Consider the following 14,799-nt stretch of genomic DNA (forward strand, 5'->3'; position numbering starts at 1 on the left):
GGGTACGGTCCGGCATGGTTCCCTGAGATTGTCGACAACACGACAATCATCGACTCGTGGAGCGGAGTTCCATGGCACAGCTGTCCCCGGTCCTCACCCAGGCCACGCCCGTCCAGGCTGCGCGCGGCGAGGGGGTCTACCTCTACGACACCGAGGGGCGCCGGCACCTGGACTTCACGGCCGGGATCGGCGTCACCTCGACCGGGCACTGCCACCCGAAGGTCGTTGCGGCGGCGCAGGAGCAGGTCGGCACGCTGATCCACGGCCAGTACACCACCGTGATGCACCAGCCGCTGCTCAAGCTCGTGGAGCGCCTCGGCGACGTGCTGCCTCCGGCGCTCGACAGCGTCTTCTTCCTCAACTCGGGCTCCGAGGCGGTCGAGGCCTCGGTGCGCCTGGCCCGGCACGCCACCGGCCGGCCGCTGATCCTGGCCTTCGACGGCGGCTTCCACGGCCGCACGATGGGCGCCGCCGCGCTCACCACGTCGGGCGCCAAGATCCGCGCCGGCAACGGGCCGTTGATGGGCGGCGCGGTGTTCGCGCCCTTCCCCTACGCCTACCGCTACCGCTGGAGCGAGGAGCAGGCCGTCGAGTTCGCGCTGGCCGAGCTCGACCGCCAGCTCGTCAGCACCGCCCCCGCGGCCGACGTCGCCGCGTTCATCATCGAGCCGGTGCTCGGCGAGGGCGGCTACGTGCCCACCCCGCCGGCCTTCCTGCGCGGCCTGCGCGAGCGCGCCGACCGGCACGGCATCCTGCTGATCGCCGACGAGGTGCAGACCGGCTTCGGCCGCACCGGGAGGTTCTGGGGTCACCAGCACGCCGAGGGCGTCACCCCGGACATCCTCATCACCGCCAAGGGCCTGGCCAGTGGCTTCCCGCTGTCCGGCATCGCCGCCTCGCGCGAGCTGATGAGCAAGGCGCGCCCGGGTTCGCAGGGCGGCACCTACGGCGGCAACGCCGTGGCCTGCGCCGCCGCGCTCGCCACCCTCGAGGTGGTGCAGGAGGAGGGCCTGGTCGAGAACGCCGCCGTCCAGGGCCGCCGCCTGCTCGAGGGCCTGCGCCACGCCTCGGCGGACGTCAAGCAGGTCGGCGACGTCCGCGGCCTCGGCCTGATGGTCGCCGTCGAGTTCACGGCGCCGGACGGCTCGCCGGACACCGCCACCGCCGTCAAGGCGCACGCGGCCGCCGCCGAGCAGGGCCTGCTGCTGCTGACCTGCGGCCCGTTCGGCAACGTCGTGCGATTCATCCCGCCGCTCATCACCACCGCCGAGCAGGTCGACGAGGGCCTGGCACTCTGGACCAAGGCACTGGCGAACGCGGTCTGACCACGGCGAACGGCGCTCTCGCTCAGTAGGTGAGCGGGAGCGCCGTTCGCCGTGGGTCGGTGCCGTATGTCAGCGGCGGACCGGGGAGAGGCCCAGGGACATGCCGGCGAGGCCGCGGGAGCGGACCGTGAGCTTGTCGGCGATGCCGTTGAGCACCTGGGCGGCCGCGGTCTCGGGGCTGCGCAGCACGATCGGGGTGCCGGAGTCGCCGCACTCGCGTACGCCCGGCTCGAGCGGCACCTGGCCGAGCAGCGGGACCTGCGCGCCGAGGGCCTGGGTCAGCCGGTCGACGACGGTCTGGCCGCCGCCCGACCCGAAGACCTCCATCCGGGAGCCGTCGGGCATCTCCAGCCACGACATGTTCTCGACGACGCCGGCGATCCGCTGCCGGGTCTGCAGCGCGATCGAGCCCGCCCGCTCGGCCACCTCGGCCGCGGCCTGCTGCGGGGTGGTGACCACCAGCAGCTCGGCGTTCGGGATGAGCTGCGCGGTCGAGATCGCGATGTCGCCGGTGCCCGGGGGCAGGTCCAGCAGCAGGACGTCCAGGTCGCCCCAGAACACGTCCGCCAGGAACTGCTGCAGTGCGCGGTGCAGCATCGGTCCGCGCCACACGACGGGCGTGTTGTCGGCGACGAACATGCCGATCGAGATGACCTTCACGCCGTGCGCCTGCGGCGGCATGATCATGTTCTCGACCTTGGTCGGCCGGTCCGCCGCGCCGAGCATCCGCGGGACCGAGTGCCCGTAGATGTCCGCGTCGACCACGCCGACGTGCAGGCCCTTCGCGGCCATCGCCGCGGCCAGGTTGACCGTGACCGAGGACTTGCCGACGCCGCCCTTGCCCGACGCCACGCAGTACACACGGGTCAGCGAACCGGGCTGGGCGAACGGGATCTCGGGCTCGTCGCTGTCGCCGCGCAGCTGCCGGCGCAGGGCGGTCCGCTGCTCGTCGCTCATCACGTCCAGCTCGACGCGGACCTCGCTCACCCCGGGCACCGCGGACACCGCGTCGGTCACGCGGCGGGTGATGGTCTCGCGCATCGGGCAGCCGGCGACCGTCAGGTAGACGCCCACCTGCGCGACGCCGTCCGGGGACACCGTGACGCCCTTGACCATCCCGATCTCGGTGATCGGTCTGCGGATCTCGGGGTCCTCGACCTTGCTCAGCGCGGCGCGGATCGCCTGCTCGACGGTCTCGGTGCTGGTGTTTCCCATGAGGGACATCTGGGTCTCCGCTGAACCTTCCTCGTCGACGAGCGCCGCGAGTACGGTCACGGCCTGTCGGTTCCCATGCTACGTGCGGTCCCGCGCCGGCTCTCGCGTCCGTAGCATCTACGGACGTGACGGACATCGCCGAAGGGCGGGCCGGTTCCGACGGCCTGCGCACCACGGGGTCCGCGCACGGGGGGAAGGACCGGTCGGCGCAGGTCGTGCCGAGGCCGGAGGAGATGGCGTCGTGGCGGGCGTTCCTGAGGGCGCACGCCACGATCACCCGGGCGCTGGAGACCGAACTCGTCGCGGAGCAGGAGCTCTCGTTGGCGGCCTACGACGTGCTGGTCCAGCTCGCCGAGGCGCCCGGGAGACGGCTGCGCATGACCGAGCTGGCCGACGCCGTGCTGCTCTCGCGGTCCGGGGTGACCCGGCTGGTCGACCGGCTGGAACGCGCCGGGCTCGTGCGCCGCACGAGGGTCGAGTCCGACGGCCGGGGCGTCGCCGCGGGGCTCACGCCGGCCGGCCTGGACCGGTTGCGGACCGCCTCGCGCACCCACCTGCGGGGAGTGACCAGCCACTTCGCGACGCGGCTCGACGCCGACGACCTGGCGGCGCTGGAGCGCATCTGCTCCCGGCTCGTCGTGACCTGACTCGGCGACTCGCGGAGGGCCGGAGCGCGACTCGCGGGGGATGACGGCGCGGCCCGCGGTCAGCGGCGGCGTGGCTTCGCGTCCCGCTTCTCCGGCCGCCGGTCGGCCTCCTCGCCGCGCACCGCGGCGTCGACGGTGGCCTCGAGGCTCTGGGTGACCCGCTCGAGCTCGCCTCGCAGGTAGTCCCGCGTGGCGACCTCGCCGATCGCGAGGCGCAGCGCGGCGAGCTCGCGGGCGAGGTACTCCGTGTCGGCCTTGGTGCGCTCGGCGCGCCGCCGGTCCTCCTCGAGGGCGATCCGGTCCCGGTCGTCCTGCCGGTTCTGCGCGAGCAGGATCAGCGGCGCCGCGTAGGCCGCCTGGGTGGAGAAGGCCAGGTTGAGCAGGATGAACGGGTACGGGTCCCACTGCAGCCGCCAGCTGACCAGGTTCAGCCCGATCCACACGAGCACGATCACGGTCTGGATGCCCAGGTAGCGGCCGGTGCCGAGGTATCGCGCGATGCGCTCCGCGGCGCTGGCGAAGCCGTCCGGGTCGAACTCGATCCGCCGCCGGCCGAGCAGCGGCTGGTCGAGGCGGCGGCCGGTCTGCAGCTCAGGCATCGGCGGCCCCCGTCCGTCCGGACCCGTCGGGCCCCGTCCCGTTCCGTGCGAGCTCGCCGACCCCGGGCTCGACGTGCCCGAGGGCCGGCTGGTCCCGCCAGCCCTCCGGCAGCAGGTGGTCGAGCAGGTCGTCGACGGTGACCGCGCCCAGCAGGTGGTCCTCGGCGTCGACGACCGGGCCCGCCACCAGGTTGTACGTGGCGAAGTAGCGGGTGATCTCCTCGATCGAGGCGTCGGGCTCCAGCCGGGCGAGCTCGCTGTCGACCAGCCCCGCGACCAGCTCGAACGGCGCCTCGCGCAGCAGCCGCTGGCTGTGCACGCAGCCCAGGTAGCGACCGGTCGGGGTGGCGCTCGGCGGGCGGCAGACGAACACCATGCTCGCCAGCGCCGGCGGGACGTCCGGGTTCCGCACGTGCGCGAGCGCCTCGGCCACCGTCGCGTCGGGCCGCAGCACGATCGGCTCCGGGGTCATCAGACCGCCGGCCGTGCGCGTCTCGTAGGTCATCAGCCGCCGGACGGGCTCGGACTCCTCGGGCTCCATCAGCGCGAGCAGCCGGCCGGCCTCCTCGTCGTCGAGCTCGCCGAGGAGGTCGGCGGCGTCGTCGGGCGCCATGGCCTCCAGGACGTCCGCGGCGCGCTCGGAGTCCAGGTGCGCGAACAGCACGCGCTGGTCGTTCTCCGACAGCTCCTCGAACACGTCGGCCAGCCGCTCGTCGTCGAGCGAGTCGACGACCTCGCGCTGGCGCTTGCGGGGCAGCTCGGACAGCGCCGCGGCGACGTCGGCCGGGCGCATCGAGTCGAACACGGCGAGGAGACCCTCGGTGCCCTGCCGGTCGGACAGGGTGAGCCCCTGGACGGCACTCCACGGGAGGACCTGCACGGGGCTGCGGCGGCCCAGGCGCCGCGGGCCCGTGCGGAGGGCCAGCCTGCTCACCATCCAGTCCCGGCTGCGGGTGGGCTCGATCGCGGCGTCGACCACGGCGGCGGGCTCGCCCGACTCGCGCACGGTGACCGGTGCGTCGAGCATCTGGCCGAGCACGAGTGTCTCGTTGGGGCGCTGGTGGAAGCCGGAGAGGCTCACCGAGCCGCTGGCCAGGGTGACGGCGGCGGGATCGACGTCGGCCACGCGCAGCATGGGCACGAAGATGCGCCGGCGGCTGGACAGCTCGACCACGAGGCCCAGCACCCGCGGCGGGGTGGCGTCGAGCCGCAGGGTGGCGACGACGTCGCGCACCTTGCCGATCCGCTCCCCGTCGGGCCCGAACACGGCGAGGCCCGCCATCCGTGCCACGAAGATCCGCGCCGCGCCCATGGGGCACAGACTAGGCCGTCACCCCAGGTGGAGGCCGGGTCGGACCGATCCTCAGGCCGACCGGATGCGCCGGACCCGGCGGCCGATCGTCAGCCGGTGCCGGGCAGGGGCGACCAGTCTGCGGTAGGCGCGGTGCAGCGCGATCCCGATCACGACGGCCACCGGCAGCGCGACGAGCACCTGCCACCACTCCGTGGCCCAGAAGTGGATGACGCCGACGAGGAGCGCCGCGGTGACGAGGGCGGCGGTCTTGATCAACGTCACCTGGGTGCGGGTCCGCCGGTCCCGGATGCCCCGGCGCAGCTGCGGCGCCGTCGACAGCACGATCCACAGCCACCAGGCCACCAGCACGGCGTGCGCGACGTACCCGGTGCGCGCCATGGGATCCGTCCTCGTGTGGTCCGGCGCACAGCGTAGGACGCCGTGACGGACCGGACGGCCGCCGTTCGGCGACGGACGCCGGACGGCGCAGCGGCGCGCCCGCCCGGTTCCGTCGGTCGGCCCTAGTCTCCGTCCCGTGCCGAGCCTCCGCTTCGACGTCGTGGACGTGTTCACCGACCGCCCGTACGCGGGAAACCCGCTCGCCGTGGTCCGCTGCGAGCAGCACGAGCCCTCCGGCGAGGCGATGCAGGCGATCGCCACCGAGTTCCACCTCTCCGAGACCGTGTTCACGCTGCCGCCGACCACGCCCGACGCGGACTACCGGGTGCGGATCTTCACCCCGGCCGTCGAGCTGCCGTTCGCCGGGCATCCGAGCGTCGGCGCGGCCTGGGCGCTCGCGCGGGACGGCGCGATCCGCCACGGCGACGTCGTCCAGGAGTGCGGAGCGGGGCTGCTGCCCGTCGCGGTCGACGCCGACGGCGCACGCGTCGCGGGCGGCCGGCCCGAGGTGGGGGAGGACCTCGACGCCGCCCTGCTCGCCGCCGCGGCCGGGCTGACCCCCGACGACGTCGACGGCGCCGCCGCCCCGGGCGTCGCCGCGGCGGGTGTGCCGTTCGCGTTCCTGCTGGTGCGACCCGACGCCGTGGCCCGCGCCGTGCCCGACGCGGAGGGGGTGCGGACGCAGACGGCCGGTCTGACCGGGCTGGTGGTGGCGAGCGTGTCCGGCGACGGCGGGCGGGTGCACCTGCGGATGTTCGGCGCCGGGGTCGGGGTGGACGAGGACCCCGCGACCGGCTCCGCCGCCGTCGCACTCGGGGTGTTCCTCACCGACCGCGGCCTCCTCGACCCGGACGGCGCGTCGCGCTTCACCATCGCGCAGGGCGCCGAGATCGGCCGCCCCTCCCGCCTCGACGTCGAGGTCTGTGCCGAGGACGGACGGGCGGTCGCCACCACGGTCCGGGGCGGGGTGGTCCCGGTCTCGCGCGGCGAACTCACCGCCCTTCCCTGACCGCCTCGGCAAGTCCGTCGAGCTCGCACACCCGCTCGGGTCGCCTCCCGCACCGACCCGGGCGTCGCACACCCGCCCGGGCCGGCTCCCACACCCGCGCCTCCCGCGACACACCTGATCGACCGGGCTGTGCGACGCCTCGGCGGGTGTGCGAGCCGGCGATCCGCGCGGCCGGGCTCTCGCTGGGTGGGCCGGCTCGGTGCGGCCCTGTGAACCGCGGTCGAAGCAGGGGCAGCCCTACCGGGGCGGTCGCACACCCGATCCGGCGTCGGACACCCGGTCGACGGCGTGTGCCACCGACCTCGCGGGTGTGGGACGGGACTGCGAGGGGTGTGCCGCACCGTTCCAGGTGTGAGAGCGGTTCTCGCGGGTGTGCGGGCCGGGGGACCGCACCAGCAGCGCAACACCCCACCCGCACGGACCGTCCGGTCGGAGGGGGCGGTACCGGCCGGTAACCCCCGTCCACCTTGCGTGGGTGAGAAACCAATCACCTGACGGGGCGCTGGGCGCCGGGACGTGCCAGCATCCGTAGCGGCCCCGATCAGCGACGAGGAGTACGACAGTGACGTCCGAGAGCACCCGCCCGCTCCGCCCCCGCCGGTCCTGCCTGGCGGTTCCCGGTTCGAGCCAGAAGTTCATCGACAAGGCCCGGACGCTGGACTCGGACCAGGTCTTCCTCGACCTCGAGGACGCGTGCGCGCCGCTGGCCAAGCCGGGCGCGCGCAAGACGATCGTCGCCGCGCTGAACGAGGGCGGCTGGGGCGAGAAGGCCCGCGTGGTCCGGGTCAACGACTGGACCACCGAGTGGACCTACCGGGACGTTACGGAGGTCGTCGAGGGCGCCGGCGCGAACCTCGACGCGATCATGCTGCCGAAGGTGCAGACGCCGCAGCAGGTCGTCGCGCTCGACCTGCTGCTCACCCAGATCGAGAAGACCATGGGCTACGAGGTCGGCAGGATCGGCATCGAGGCGCAGATCGAGAACGCGCTGGGCCTGACCAACGTCAACGAGATCGCCACCGCGAGCCCGCGCGTCGAGACGATCATCTTCGGCCCAGCCGACTTTATGGCGTCGATCAACATGAAGTCCCTGGTCGTGGGTGAGCAGCCGCCGGGCTACGACGTCGGCGACGCCTACCACCACATCCTCATGTCGATCCTCATGGCGGCCCGCGCGCACGACAAGCAGGCCATCGACGGGCCGTACCTGCAGATCAAGGACGTCGACGGCTTCACGCGCGTCGCGGGCCGCTCCGCCGCGCTGGGCTTCGACGGCAAGTGGGTGCTGCACCCCGGCCAGATCGACGCGGCCAACGAGGTCTTCAGCCCCTCGCAGGAGGACTACGACCACGCCGAGAACATCCTCGAGGCGTACGAGTGGTTCACCTCCGAGGCCGGCGGCAAGCGCGGCGCCGCGATGCTCGGCGACGAGATGATCGACGAGGCCTCCCGCAAGATGGCCCTGGTGATCTCGGGCAAGGGCCGCGCCGCGGGTATGCAGCGCACGGACAAGTGGACCCCGCCGGAGGCCTGAGCGGCCCCTGACCCGACTCGACGAGGAGAGGCACCATGGCCCGCCTGGCCCAGACCGCCGGTCTCACGGACGTGCAGGAGGAGATCATCTCCACCGTCCGCACGTTCGTGGACAAGGAGATCATCCCGCACGCCACCGCCCTCGAGCACGAGGACGCCTACCCGCAGGACATCGTCGACGGGATGAAGGAGATGGGGCTCTTCGGCCTCACCATCCCCGAGGAGTACGGCGGCCTGGGCGAGTCCCTGCTGACCTACGCCCTGGTCGTCGAGCAGATCGCGCGCGGCTGGATGAGCGTCTCCGGCGTGATCAACACCCACTTCATCGTGGCGTACATGCTGATGCACCACGGCACCGAGGAGCAGAAGCAGAAGTACCTGCCGCAGATGGCGCTGGGGGAGACCCGGGGCGCCTTCTCGATGTCGGAGCCGGACCTCGGCTCGGACGTCGCGGCGATCAAGACCCGCGCGAAGCAGGACGGCGACGACTACGTCATCGACGGCGCCAAGATGTGGCTGACCAACGGCGGCTCGTCGAACCTGATCGCGCTGCTGGTGAAGACGGACCTGGGGCAGCCGAAGCCGTACCAGAACCTCACCACGTTCCTGGTGGAGAAGCCGTCCGGCTTCGGCGAGGTCGTCCCCGGGCTCACCATCCCCGGCAAGATCGACAAGATGGGGTACAAGGGCGTCGACACCACGGAGGCGGTGTTCGACGGCTTCCGCATCCCCGGTTCGCAGATCCTGGGCGGTGAGGCCGGCAAGGGCTTCTCGCACATGATGGACGGCGTCGAGGTCGGCCGCGTGAACGTCGCGGCCCGCGCCTGCGGCATCTCGATCCGCGCATTCGAGCTGGCCGTGGAGTACGCGCAGCAGCGCGCCACCTTCGGCAAGCCGATCGCCGAGCACCAGGCCATCGCGTTCAAGCTGGCCGAGATGGGCACCAAGGTCGAGGCCGCCCACCTGATGATGGTCAACGCGGCCCGGCTCAAGGACCGCGGCGAGCGCAACGACGTCGAGGCCGGCATGGCCAAGCTCCTGGCGAGCGAGTACTGCGCCGAGGTGACCCAGGAGGCCTTCCGCATCCACGGCGGCTACGGGTACTCGAAGGAGTACGAGATCGAGCGTCTGATGCGCGAGGCGCCCTTCCTGCTGATCGGCGAGGGCACCAGCGAGATCCAGAAGACGATCATCTCCCGCGGGCTGCTCAAGGAGTACAAGAGCCGCTGACCCCCTGTGAGTGGCAATGGTCGCGACAGCGGCTGTTGCCACTCACGAGGCGGTCACCCGTCGCCGGCACCGAAGCGGCGTACCCGGACCCGACGAGCGAGCGCCCGGTTTTCCGGGCGCACTCGGACCGTCGTGGAACTCTCTCTCGGATCTCCCCCGGCCGGGAGCGGGTGCGCCGGCAGCGGTCCCGGCGGCGTGCCTCTATCGTGACCAGCGCGGAGGGCACTTCGGCGCGGTCCCGGTCGTTGACATCATGGGCACCGAGATGTCCGAGGTGTCCAGTCGGCCGTACCGAGGAGAGAGCCCGTGACCACCCCGTTCGGCGGAAGCGGACAGCCCGCGCCGGGCCTGCCCAATCTGCCCACCCCGCCCACCGGATGGCCGGTCGGCTCGTACGCCACCTACGAGGAGGCGCAGCGGGCGGTCGACCATCTCGCCGACAGCGACTTCCCCGTGCGGGACGTGACGATCGTCGGCGTCGACCTGATGCTCGTCGAGCGGATCGTCGGGCGGCTGACCTGGGGCCGCGTGCTCCTCTCGGGGGCGGCCTCCGGCGCCTGGTTCGGCCTGTTCGTGGGCCTGCTGCTCAGCCTGTTCAGCACGGGCGGCGGTGGCGTCGTCCGGATCGTGGTCGCACTGCTCGGCGGCATCGTGTTCGGCCTGGCCTTCGCGGCGGCCCAGTACTGGGGCACCCGCGGCCGCCGCGACTTCACCTCGGCCAGCCAGATGGTCGCCGGCCGGTACGACGTGCTGTGCCAGCCGCGCAACGCGGAGAAGGCCCGCGAGCTGCTGGCGAAGCTGGCGATGGGTACCGCCACGGGCGCCTGACCGCAAGCCGGACTCCGCCGTTGGTGTCCATTTCGGTCTGATCAGGTCTCGGCTTGGTCACTGCCGCGATCTCGGATTGCGGGGTGCCCGGAGCCGACATAGGTTTCCCGTACCGATCGCCGCTCGTGATCGGGGTCACACGACTGTGCGATGCCGCGCCGCTGCTCCCGTACCGGCTGCCCGGGTCGCCGGAACGGGAGGCCGGAATGGGGCAGCCGCCGGGCACGCGGGCCGGGGGAGCCGAGGTGCGGCGTCGCAGACGGCGTCGCGGGCGAGGCCGCTGGGCGGCCGCCGGCGGCGTGGTGCTCGCCGCGGCGGTCCTGGCCGGCTGCGGGGCCGAGGCGGCCGGGCCGCCGACGTTGAACTTCTACACCCCGGCGGACGGCGCGACGCAGTACGCCGAGGCCGCCGCGGACTGCACCACGGCCGCGAACGGCCGGTACACGATCGCCCAGCAGACCCTCCCGAAGGGCGCGGACGACCAGCGGCTCCAGCTGGCCCGCCGGCTCGTCGCGGGCGACACCTCCGTCGACATCGTCGGCATCGACGTCACCTGGACCGCCGAGTTCGCCAAGGCCGGCTGGCTGGAGAAGTTCCCGCCCGCCGTTCGGAGCCAGATCGAGCAGGGCACCCTCGCCGGGCCGCTCGAGACCGGCACCTACCAGGGCGACCTGTGGGCGGCTCCGCTCAACACGAACACCCAGATCCTCTGGTATCGCAAGGACCTCGCCCCCACGCCGCCGGCGACGTGGGACGAGATGATCCAGATGTCCGAGGCGCTGCAGCAGCGGGGCCTGCCCTCCTACATCGAGGTGCAGGGCGCCCAGTACGAGGGCCTCACGGTCTGGTTCAACACGCTGGTCAACAGCGCCGGCAGCCAGATCGTCGACGAGGACGGCAAGGTCCTCATCGCCGAGCAGCCCGGCGCGGGCGACGCCGAGCAGGCCGCGACGATCATGAAGCGGGTGGCGGCGTCGCCGGCGTCCGACCCGTCGTTGTCGGTGGCCAAGGAGAACGACGGCCGGCTCGCCATGGAGGCCGGCACCGCCGCGTTCCAGATCAACTACCCGTTCGTCTACGCCTCCATCAACACCCCGCCGCCGGACGGCGGCGGTGGCGGCACCTTCATCGACGAGCAGGGCAAGCCCGCCGCGACGGACACCGGACGCCAGGTCGTCGACGAGTTCGCGTGGGCGCCGTACCCGTCGGTGAACCCGGGCGAGCCCGCCAAGGTCACGATCGGCGGCCTGAACCTCGGCGTGAGCAGCACTTCGCTGCACAAGGACCTGGCGTTCGAGGCCGTGCAGTGCCTGCGCAATCGGGAGAACCAGCTGCGCAACGCCGTCGACGGCGGCGTCCCGCCGACGCTGGAGGCGCTGTACTCGGACCCGTCCTTCCAGCAGGAGTACCCGGCCTGGCAGGCGATCAAGGAGTCGCTGGACAACGCGAGCGTGCGGCCCAAGACCCCGGCCTACCAGAGCATCTCGATCGTGATCTCGGACCTGCTCAACCCGCCTGCGGACATCGACCCCGCCGCGGTCCCGGCCGAGCTCGCCGACCAGATCGTCCGCGCGCAGAACTCGGAAGGGCTGGTGCCGTGAGTATCGACAGCGGGGCCCTCGCGGCCGCGACGAAGCAGCAGACCGAGCAACAGGGCGGGGCGCACCGCAAGGGCAAGCCCGCGCTGTCCGAGGGCAAGAAGGCGGAGCGGCGGCTCGGGCTCCTGCTCTGCGCGCCCGCCGCGATCATCATGGTCGCGGTCACGGCGTACCCGATCATCTACGCGATCTGGCTGTCGCTGCAACGCTACGACCTGCGGTTCCCGGCCGAGCGGAGCTTCGCCGGGCTGTCCAACTACGCCGCCGTGCTCTCCAGCGAGTACTGGTGGCGCGCCTTCCTGGTCACGATGATCATCACGATCGTCTCGGTCGCGATCGAGTTCGTGCTCGGGCTGGCACTGGCGCTGGTCATGCACCGCACGATCGTCGGGCGCGGCCTGACCAGGACCGTCGTGCTCATCCCGTACGGCATCGTCACGGTCGTCGCGGCGTTCAGCTGGCAGTTCGCCTGGACGCCGGACAAGGGCTACCTGGCGGCGATGCTGCCCGAGGGCGCCGCGCCGCTGACCGGGCAGGTGTCGGCGATCCTGCTGATCATCCTGGCCGAGGTCTGGAAGACCACGCCGTTCATGGCGCTGCTGCTGATGGCCGGCCTCGCCCTCGTGCCGGACGACCTGCTCAAGGCCGCCCAGGTCGACGGCGCCGGCCCGTGGCAGCGGCTGACCCGGATCATCCTGCCGATGATGAAGCCGGCCATCCTGGTCGCGCTGCTGTTCCGCACGCTCGACGCCTTCCGCGTCTTCGACAACATCTACATCCTCACGCAGGGCTCCAACGGCACCGGCTCGGTGTCGATGCTGGGCTACGACAACCTGTTCAAGGCCTTCAACCTGGGCATCGGCTCGGCGATCAGCGTGCTCATCTTCATCGCCGTCGCGCTGATCGCGTTCCTGTTCATCAAGTTGTTCGGGGCCGCGGCACCCGGGTCCGACGAGGGGAAGCGCTGATGGCCACCGCAGTGGAGTCCCGGCCGGCCGCCCCGGCGAAGGGGTCGTCCAAGGGCGCGGGCATGTCCGAGGGGCAGAAGAAGACGTGGTGGGCCGTGGCCGACCTGGTCGTGCTGCTGTACGCGCTGGTGCCGGTGCTGTGGATCCTGTCGCTGAGCTTCAAGACCACCGACACGATCACGGACGGGAACTTCTTCCCGCGTGCCTGGACCCTCGACAACTACGCGCAGATCTTCCAGATCGGCCTGTTCACGGCGGCGCTGCGGAACTCCATCGGCATCGCGCTCATCTCCACGGTGCTCGCCGTCGTGATCGGGACCATGGCGGCGTACGCCATCGCCCGGCTGGACTTCCCGGGCAAGAAGGTGCTGGTCGGCGTCTCGCTGCTGATCGCGATGTTCCCGCAGATCTCGCTGGTCAGCCCGCTGTTCGACATCTTCCGCGGGATCGGCATCTTCGACACCTGGCTCGGGCTGATCCTGCCGTACATCACGTTCGCGCTGCCGCTGGCGATCTACACGCTCTCCGCCTTCTTCCGGGAGATTCCGTGGGAGCTGGAGAAGGCGGCGAAGATGGACGGCGCCACGCCGCTGCAGGCCTTCCGCTCGGTCATCGTCCCGCTGGCCGCGCCGGGCGTGTTCACCACGGCGATCCTCGTGTTCATCTTCTGCTGGAACGACTTCCTGTTCGCGATCTCGCTGACCTCGACCAGCCGCTCCCAGACGGCCACGGTGGCGATCGCGAACTTCACCGGCGCCTCGCAGTTCGCCGAGCCGACCGGGTCGATCGCGGCCGCGGCCGTGCTGCTCACCATTCCGATCATCGTCTTCGTGCTGTTCTTCCAGCGCCGGATCGTCGCCGGGCTGACCTCCGGCGCAGTGAAGGGATAACCCGATGGCCGACATCGTCCTGGACCACGTCTACAAGCGGTACCCCGACGGCACCCTCGGCGCCGACGACGTCAACATCGAGATCGCCGACGGCGAGTTCATCATCCTCGTCGGCCCCTCCGGCTGCGGGAAGTCCACGACGCTCAACATGATCGCCGGGCTCGAGGACATCTCGGACGGCGAGCTGCGCATCGGCGGCCAGCGCATGAACGAGCGCGCGCCCAAGGACCGCGACATCGCGATGGTGTTCCAGTCCTACGCGCTCTACCCGCACATGACGGTGCGGGAGAACATGGCCTTCCCGCTCAAGCTGGCCAAGGTCGACAAGGCGGAGATCGACCGGAAGGTCACCGACGCCGCGAAGATCCTCGACCTCACCCAGCACCTGGACCGCAAGCCCGCCAACATGTCCGGCGGCCAGCGGCAGCGCGTGGCGATGGGCCGGGCGATCGTCCGCAGCCCCAAGGCCTTCCTCATGGACGAGCCGCTGTCGAACCTCGACGCCAAGCTGCGCGTGCAGATGCGGACGATGGTCTCCAAGCTGCAGCAGCGGCTGGAGACGACCACGGTCTACGTCACGCACGACCAGACCGAGGCCATGACGCTCGGCGACCGCATCGTCGTCATGCGCAGCGGGGTGGTGCAGCAGATCGGCTCGCCGCAGCACCTGTACGACCACCCGGCCAACCTGTTCGTCGCCGGGTTCATCGGCTCGCCGGCCATGAACTTCCTGCCGGCGCGGCTGGAGAACGACACGCTCCGCACGGCCCTCGGCGACCTGGCGGTGAACGACCGGCTGCGCCAGACGCTGTCCGCGGCGCAGGTGGAGCGGGACGTGATCGTCGGCATCCGGCCGGAGCACTTCGAGGACGCCGCCCTGGTCGAGGAGGGCATCCGCCACCAGGGTTCCACCTTCAGTGCCCAGGTCGACGTGCTGGAGTCCATGGGCTCGGACAAGTTCGTCTACTTCACGGTGGACGAGCAGGCGACCTCGGACGAGCTCGCCGAGCTCGCCGCCGACGCCGGAACCACCGACGTCCCGGGCGGCGACGCGGGCTCACTGGTCACCCGGTTCTCCGCCGCCTCGCATGCCACCGAGGGCCGGCCGGTCGACGTGTGGGTGGACACCTCGAAGCTCCAGGTGTTCGACCCGAAGACCGGGAAGAACCTGACCGCGAGCGAGGCCGCCCCCGCCACCGTCTGACCCGTCCCGCGACTCGGCGCTTCCGGTCGACCGAACTACACATGTCGGGAGCTCCCGGGA

At 71.8% G+C, this 14,799-nt stretch carries 14 protein-coding genes; 10 read left to right on the forward strand and 4 right to left on the reverse strand.

What is annotated here, in order from left to right; translation table 11 throughout:
• The first annotated feature begins 71 nt into the window (after window positions 1-71).
• Window positions 72-1,325, forward strand: coding sequence for an aspartate aminotransferase family protein (locus tag ACQP04_RS06300; RefSeq protein WP_433506116.1), 1,254 nt, complete (start codon window positions 72-74; stop codon window positions 1,323-1,325).
• Between the two features lie 69 nt (window positions 1,326-1,394).
• Here ACQP04_RS06300 and ACQP04_RS06305 read toward each other — a convergent pair whose 3' ends face one another.
• Window positions 1,395-2,540, reverse strand: coding sequence for an Mrp/NBP35 family ATP-binding protein (locus tag ACQP04_RS06305; protein ID WP_433508314.1), 1,146 nt, complete (start codon window positions 2,538-2,540; stop codon window positions 1,395-1,397).
• A gap of 233 nt (window positions 2,541-2,773) precedes the next feature.
• Between ACQP04_RS06305 and ACQP04_RS06310 the strand changes: the two genes are divergently transcribed.
• Window positions 2,774-3,187 carry a MarR family winged helix-turn-helix transcriptional regulator gene (locus tag ACQP04_RS06310; RefSeq protein ID WP_051737110.1) on the forward strand — a complete coding sequence of 138 codons (414 nt, stop codon included), beginning with the start codon at window positions 2,774-2,776 and terminating at the stop codon, window positions 3,185-3,187.
• Between the two features lie 59 nt (window positions 3,188-3,246).
• Here the strand turns inward: ACQP04_RS06310 and ACQP04_RS06315 are convergent, their stop codons facing one another.
• The 3 genes from ACQP04_RS06315 to ACQP04_RS06325 are packed head-to-tail and all read right to left on the reverse strand — an operon-like array spanning window position 3,247 to window position 5,479.
• Window positions 3,247-3,786 (reverse strand): DUF1003 domain-containing protein, encoded by a 540-nt coding sequence (locus ACQP04_RS06315; RefSeq protein WP_433506117.1) that lies wholly within the window; start codon window positions 3,784-3,786, stop codon window positions 3,247-3,249.
• Window positions 3,779-5,098, reverse strand: coding sequence for a magnesium transporter MgtE N-terminal domain-containing protein (locus ACQP04_RS06320; RefSeq protein WP_433506118.1), 1,320 nt, complete (start codon window positions 5,096-5,098; stop codon window positions 3,779-3,781). The genes ACQP04_RS06315 and ACQP04_RS06320 overlap by 8 nt, the downstream gene beginning before the upstream one ends.
• A 51-nt stretch (window positions 5,099-5,149) precedes the next feature.
• A complete protein-coding gene (locus ACQP04_RS06325) occupies window positions 5,150-5,479 on the reverse strand; it encodes a hypothetical protein (protein ID WP_433506119.1) in 330 nt (109 codons plus the stop codon).
• A gap of 136 nt (window positions 5,480-5,615) precedes the next feature.
• Between ACQP04_RS06325 and ACQP04_RS06330 the strand changes: the two genes are divergently transcribed.
• The 8 genes from ACQP04_RS06330 to ACQP04_RS06365 all read left to right on the forward strand — a co-directional run bounded on the left by ACQP04_RS06330 (window position 5,616) and on the right by ACQP04_RS06365 (window position 14,739).
• Entirely contained in the window at window positions 5,616-6,488 is an 873-nt protein-coding gene (locus ACQP04_RS06330; protein ID WP_433506120.1) for a PhzF family phenazine biosynthesis protein, read from the forward strand.
• A gap of 562 nt (window positions 6,489-7,050) precedes the next feature.
• The gene (locus ACQP04_RS06335; protein WP_433506121.1) at window positions 7,051-8,022 is read left to right on the forward strand and encodes an HpcH/HpaI aldolase/citrate lyase family protein; all 972 of its coding nucleotides are present in this window, start codon (window positions 7,051-7,053) and stop codon (window positions 8,020-8,022) included.
• Window positions 8,023-8,057: 35 nt separating this feature from the next.
• Complete coding sequence (locus tag ACQP04_RS06340; RefSeq protein WP_433506122.1) at window positions 8,058-9,251, forward strand: acyl-CoA dehydrogenase family protein; 1,194 nt, start codon at window positions 8,058-8,060, stop codon at window positions 9,249-9,251.
• Window positions 9,252-9,557: 306 nt separating this feature from the next.
• Window positions 9,558-10,079, forward strand: a complete 522-nt coding sequence (locus tag ACQP04_RS06345; RefSeq protein WP_345380926.1) for a general stress protein — start codon at window positions 9,558-9,560, stop codon at window positions 10,077-10,079.
• 245 nt (window positions 10,080-10,324) lie between these two features.
• The gene (locus ACQP04_RS06350) at window positions 10,325-11,680 is read left to right on the forward strand and encodes an ABC transporter substrate-binding protein (RefSeq protein ID WP_433506123.1); all 1,356 of its coding nucleotides are present in this window, start codon (window positions 10,325-10,327) and stop codon (window positions 11,678-11,680) included.
• A gap of 2 nt (window positions 11,681-11,682) precedes the next feature.
• Window positions 11,683-12,645 carry a carbohydrate ABC transporter permease gene (locus ACQP04_RS06355; protein ID WP_433508315.1) on the forward strand — a complete coding sequence of 321 codons (963 nt, stop codon included), beginning with the start codon at window positions 11,683-11,685 and terminating at the stop codon, window positions 12,643-12,645.
• Window positions 12,646-12,707: 62 nt separating this feature from the next.
• Window positions 12,708-13,535: a carbohydrate ABC transporter permease gene (locus ACQP04_RS06360; protein WP_433508316.1), complete on the forward strand. Its 828-nt coding sequence runs from the start codon at window positions 12,708-12,710 to the stop codon at window positions 13,533-13,535.
• Between the two features lie 4 nt (window positions 13,536-13,539).
• A complete protein-coding gene (locus ACQP04_RS06365; protein ID WP_433506124.1) occupies window positions 13,540-14,739 on the forward strand; it encodes an ABC transporter ATP-binding protein in 1,200 nt (399 codons plus the stop codon).
• The last annotated feature ends 60 nt before the right edge of the window (window positions 14,740-14,799 follow it).

The sequence above is a fragment of the Pseudonocardia halophobica genome (genome assembly GCF_050948485.1).
In the GTDB taxonomy this organism is placed as follows: Bacteria; Actinomycetota; Actinomycetes; order Mycobacteriales; family Pseudonocardiaceae; genus Pseudonocardia; species Pseudonocardia halophobica.

Bases quoted from the DNA above. Each gene is read 5' to 3' on its own strand.
- ACQP04_RS06340 (WP_433506122.1), top strand. From the start codon at position 8,058: ATGGCCCGCCTGGCCCAGACCGCCGGTCTCACGGACGTGCAGGAGGAG.
- ACQP04_RS06310 (WP_051737110.1), top strand. From the start codon at position 2,774: ATGGCGTCGTGGCGGGCGTTCCTGAGGGCGCACGCCACGATCACCCGG.
- ACQP04_RS06300 (WP_433506116.1), top strand. From the start codon at position 72: ATGGCACAGCTGTCCCCGGTCCTCACCCAGGCCACGCCCGTCCAGGCT.
- ACQP04_RS06320 (WP_433506118.1), bottom strand. From the start codon at position 5,098: ATGGGCGCGGCGCGGATCTTCGTGGCACGGATGGCGGGCCTCGCCGTG.
- ACQP04_RS06325 (WP_433506119.1), bottom strand. From the start codon at position 5,479: ATGGCGCGCACCGGGTACGTCGCGCACGCCGTGCTGGTGGCCTGGTGG.
- ACQP04_RS06305 (WP_433508314.1), bottom strand. From the start codon at position 2,540: ATGGGAAACACCAGCACCGAGACCGTCGAGCAGGCGATCCGCGCCGCG.
- ACQP04_RS06365 (WP_433506124.1), top strand. From the start codon at position 13,540: ATGGCCGACATCGTCCTGGACCACGTCTACAAGCGGTACCCCGACGGC.
- ACQP04_RS06360 (WP_433508316.1), top strand. From the start codon at position 12,708: ATGTCCGAGGGGCAGAAGAAGACGTGGTGGGCCGTGGCCGACCTGGTC.
- ACQP04_RS06315 (WP_433506117.1), bottom strand. From the start codon at position 3,786: ATGCCTGAGCTGCAGACCGGCCGCCGCCTCGACCAGCCGCTGCTCGGC.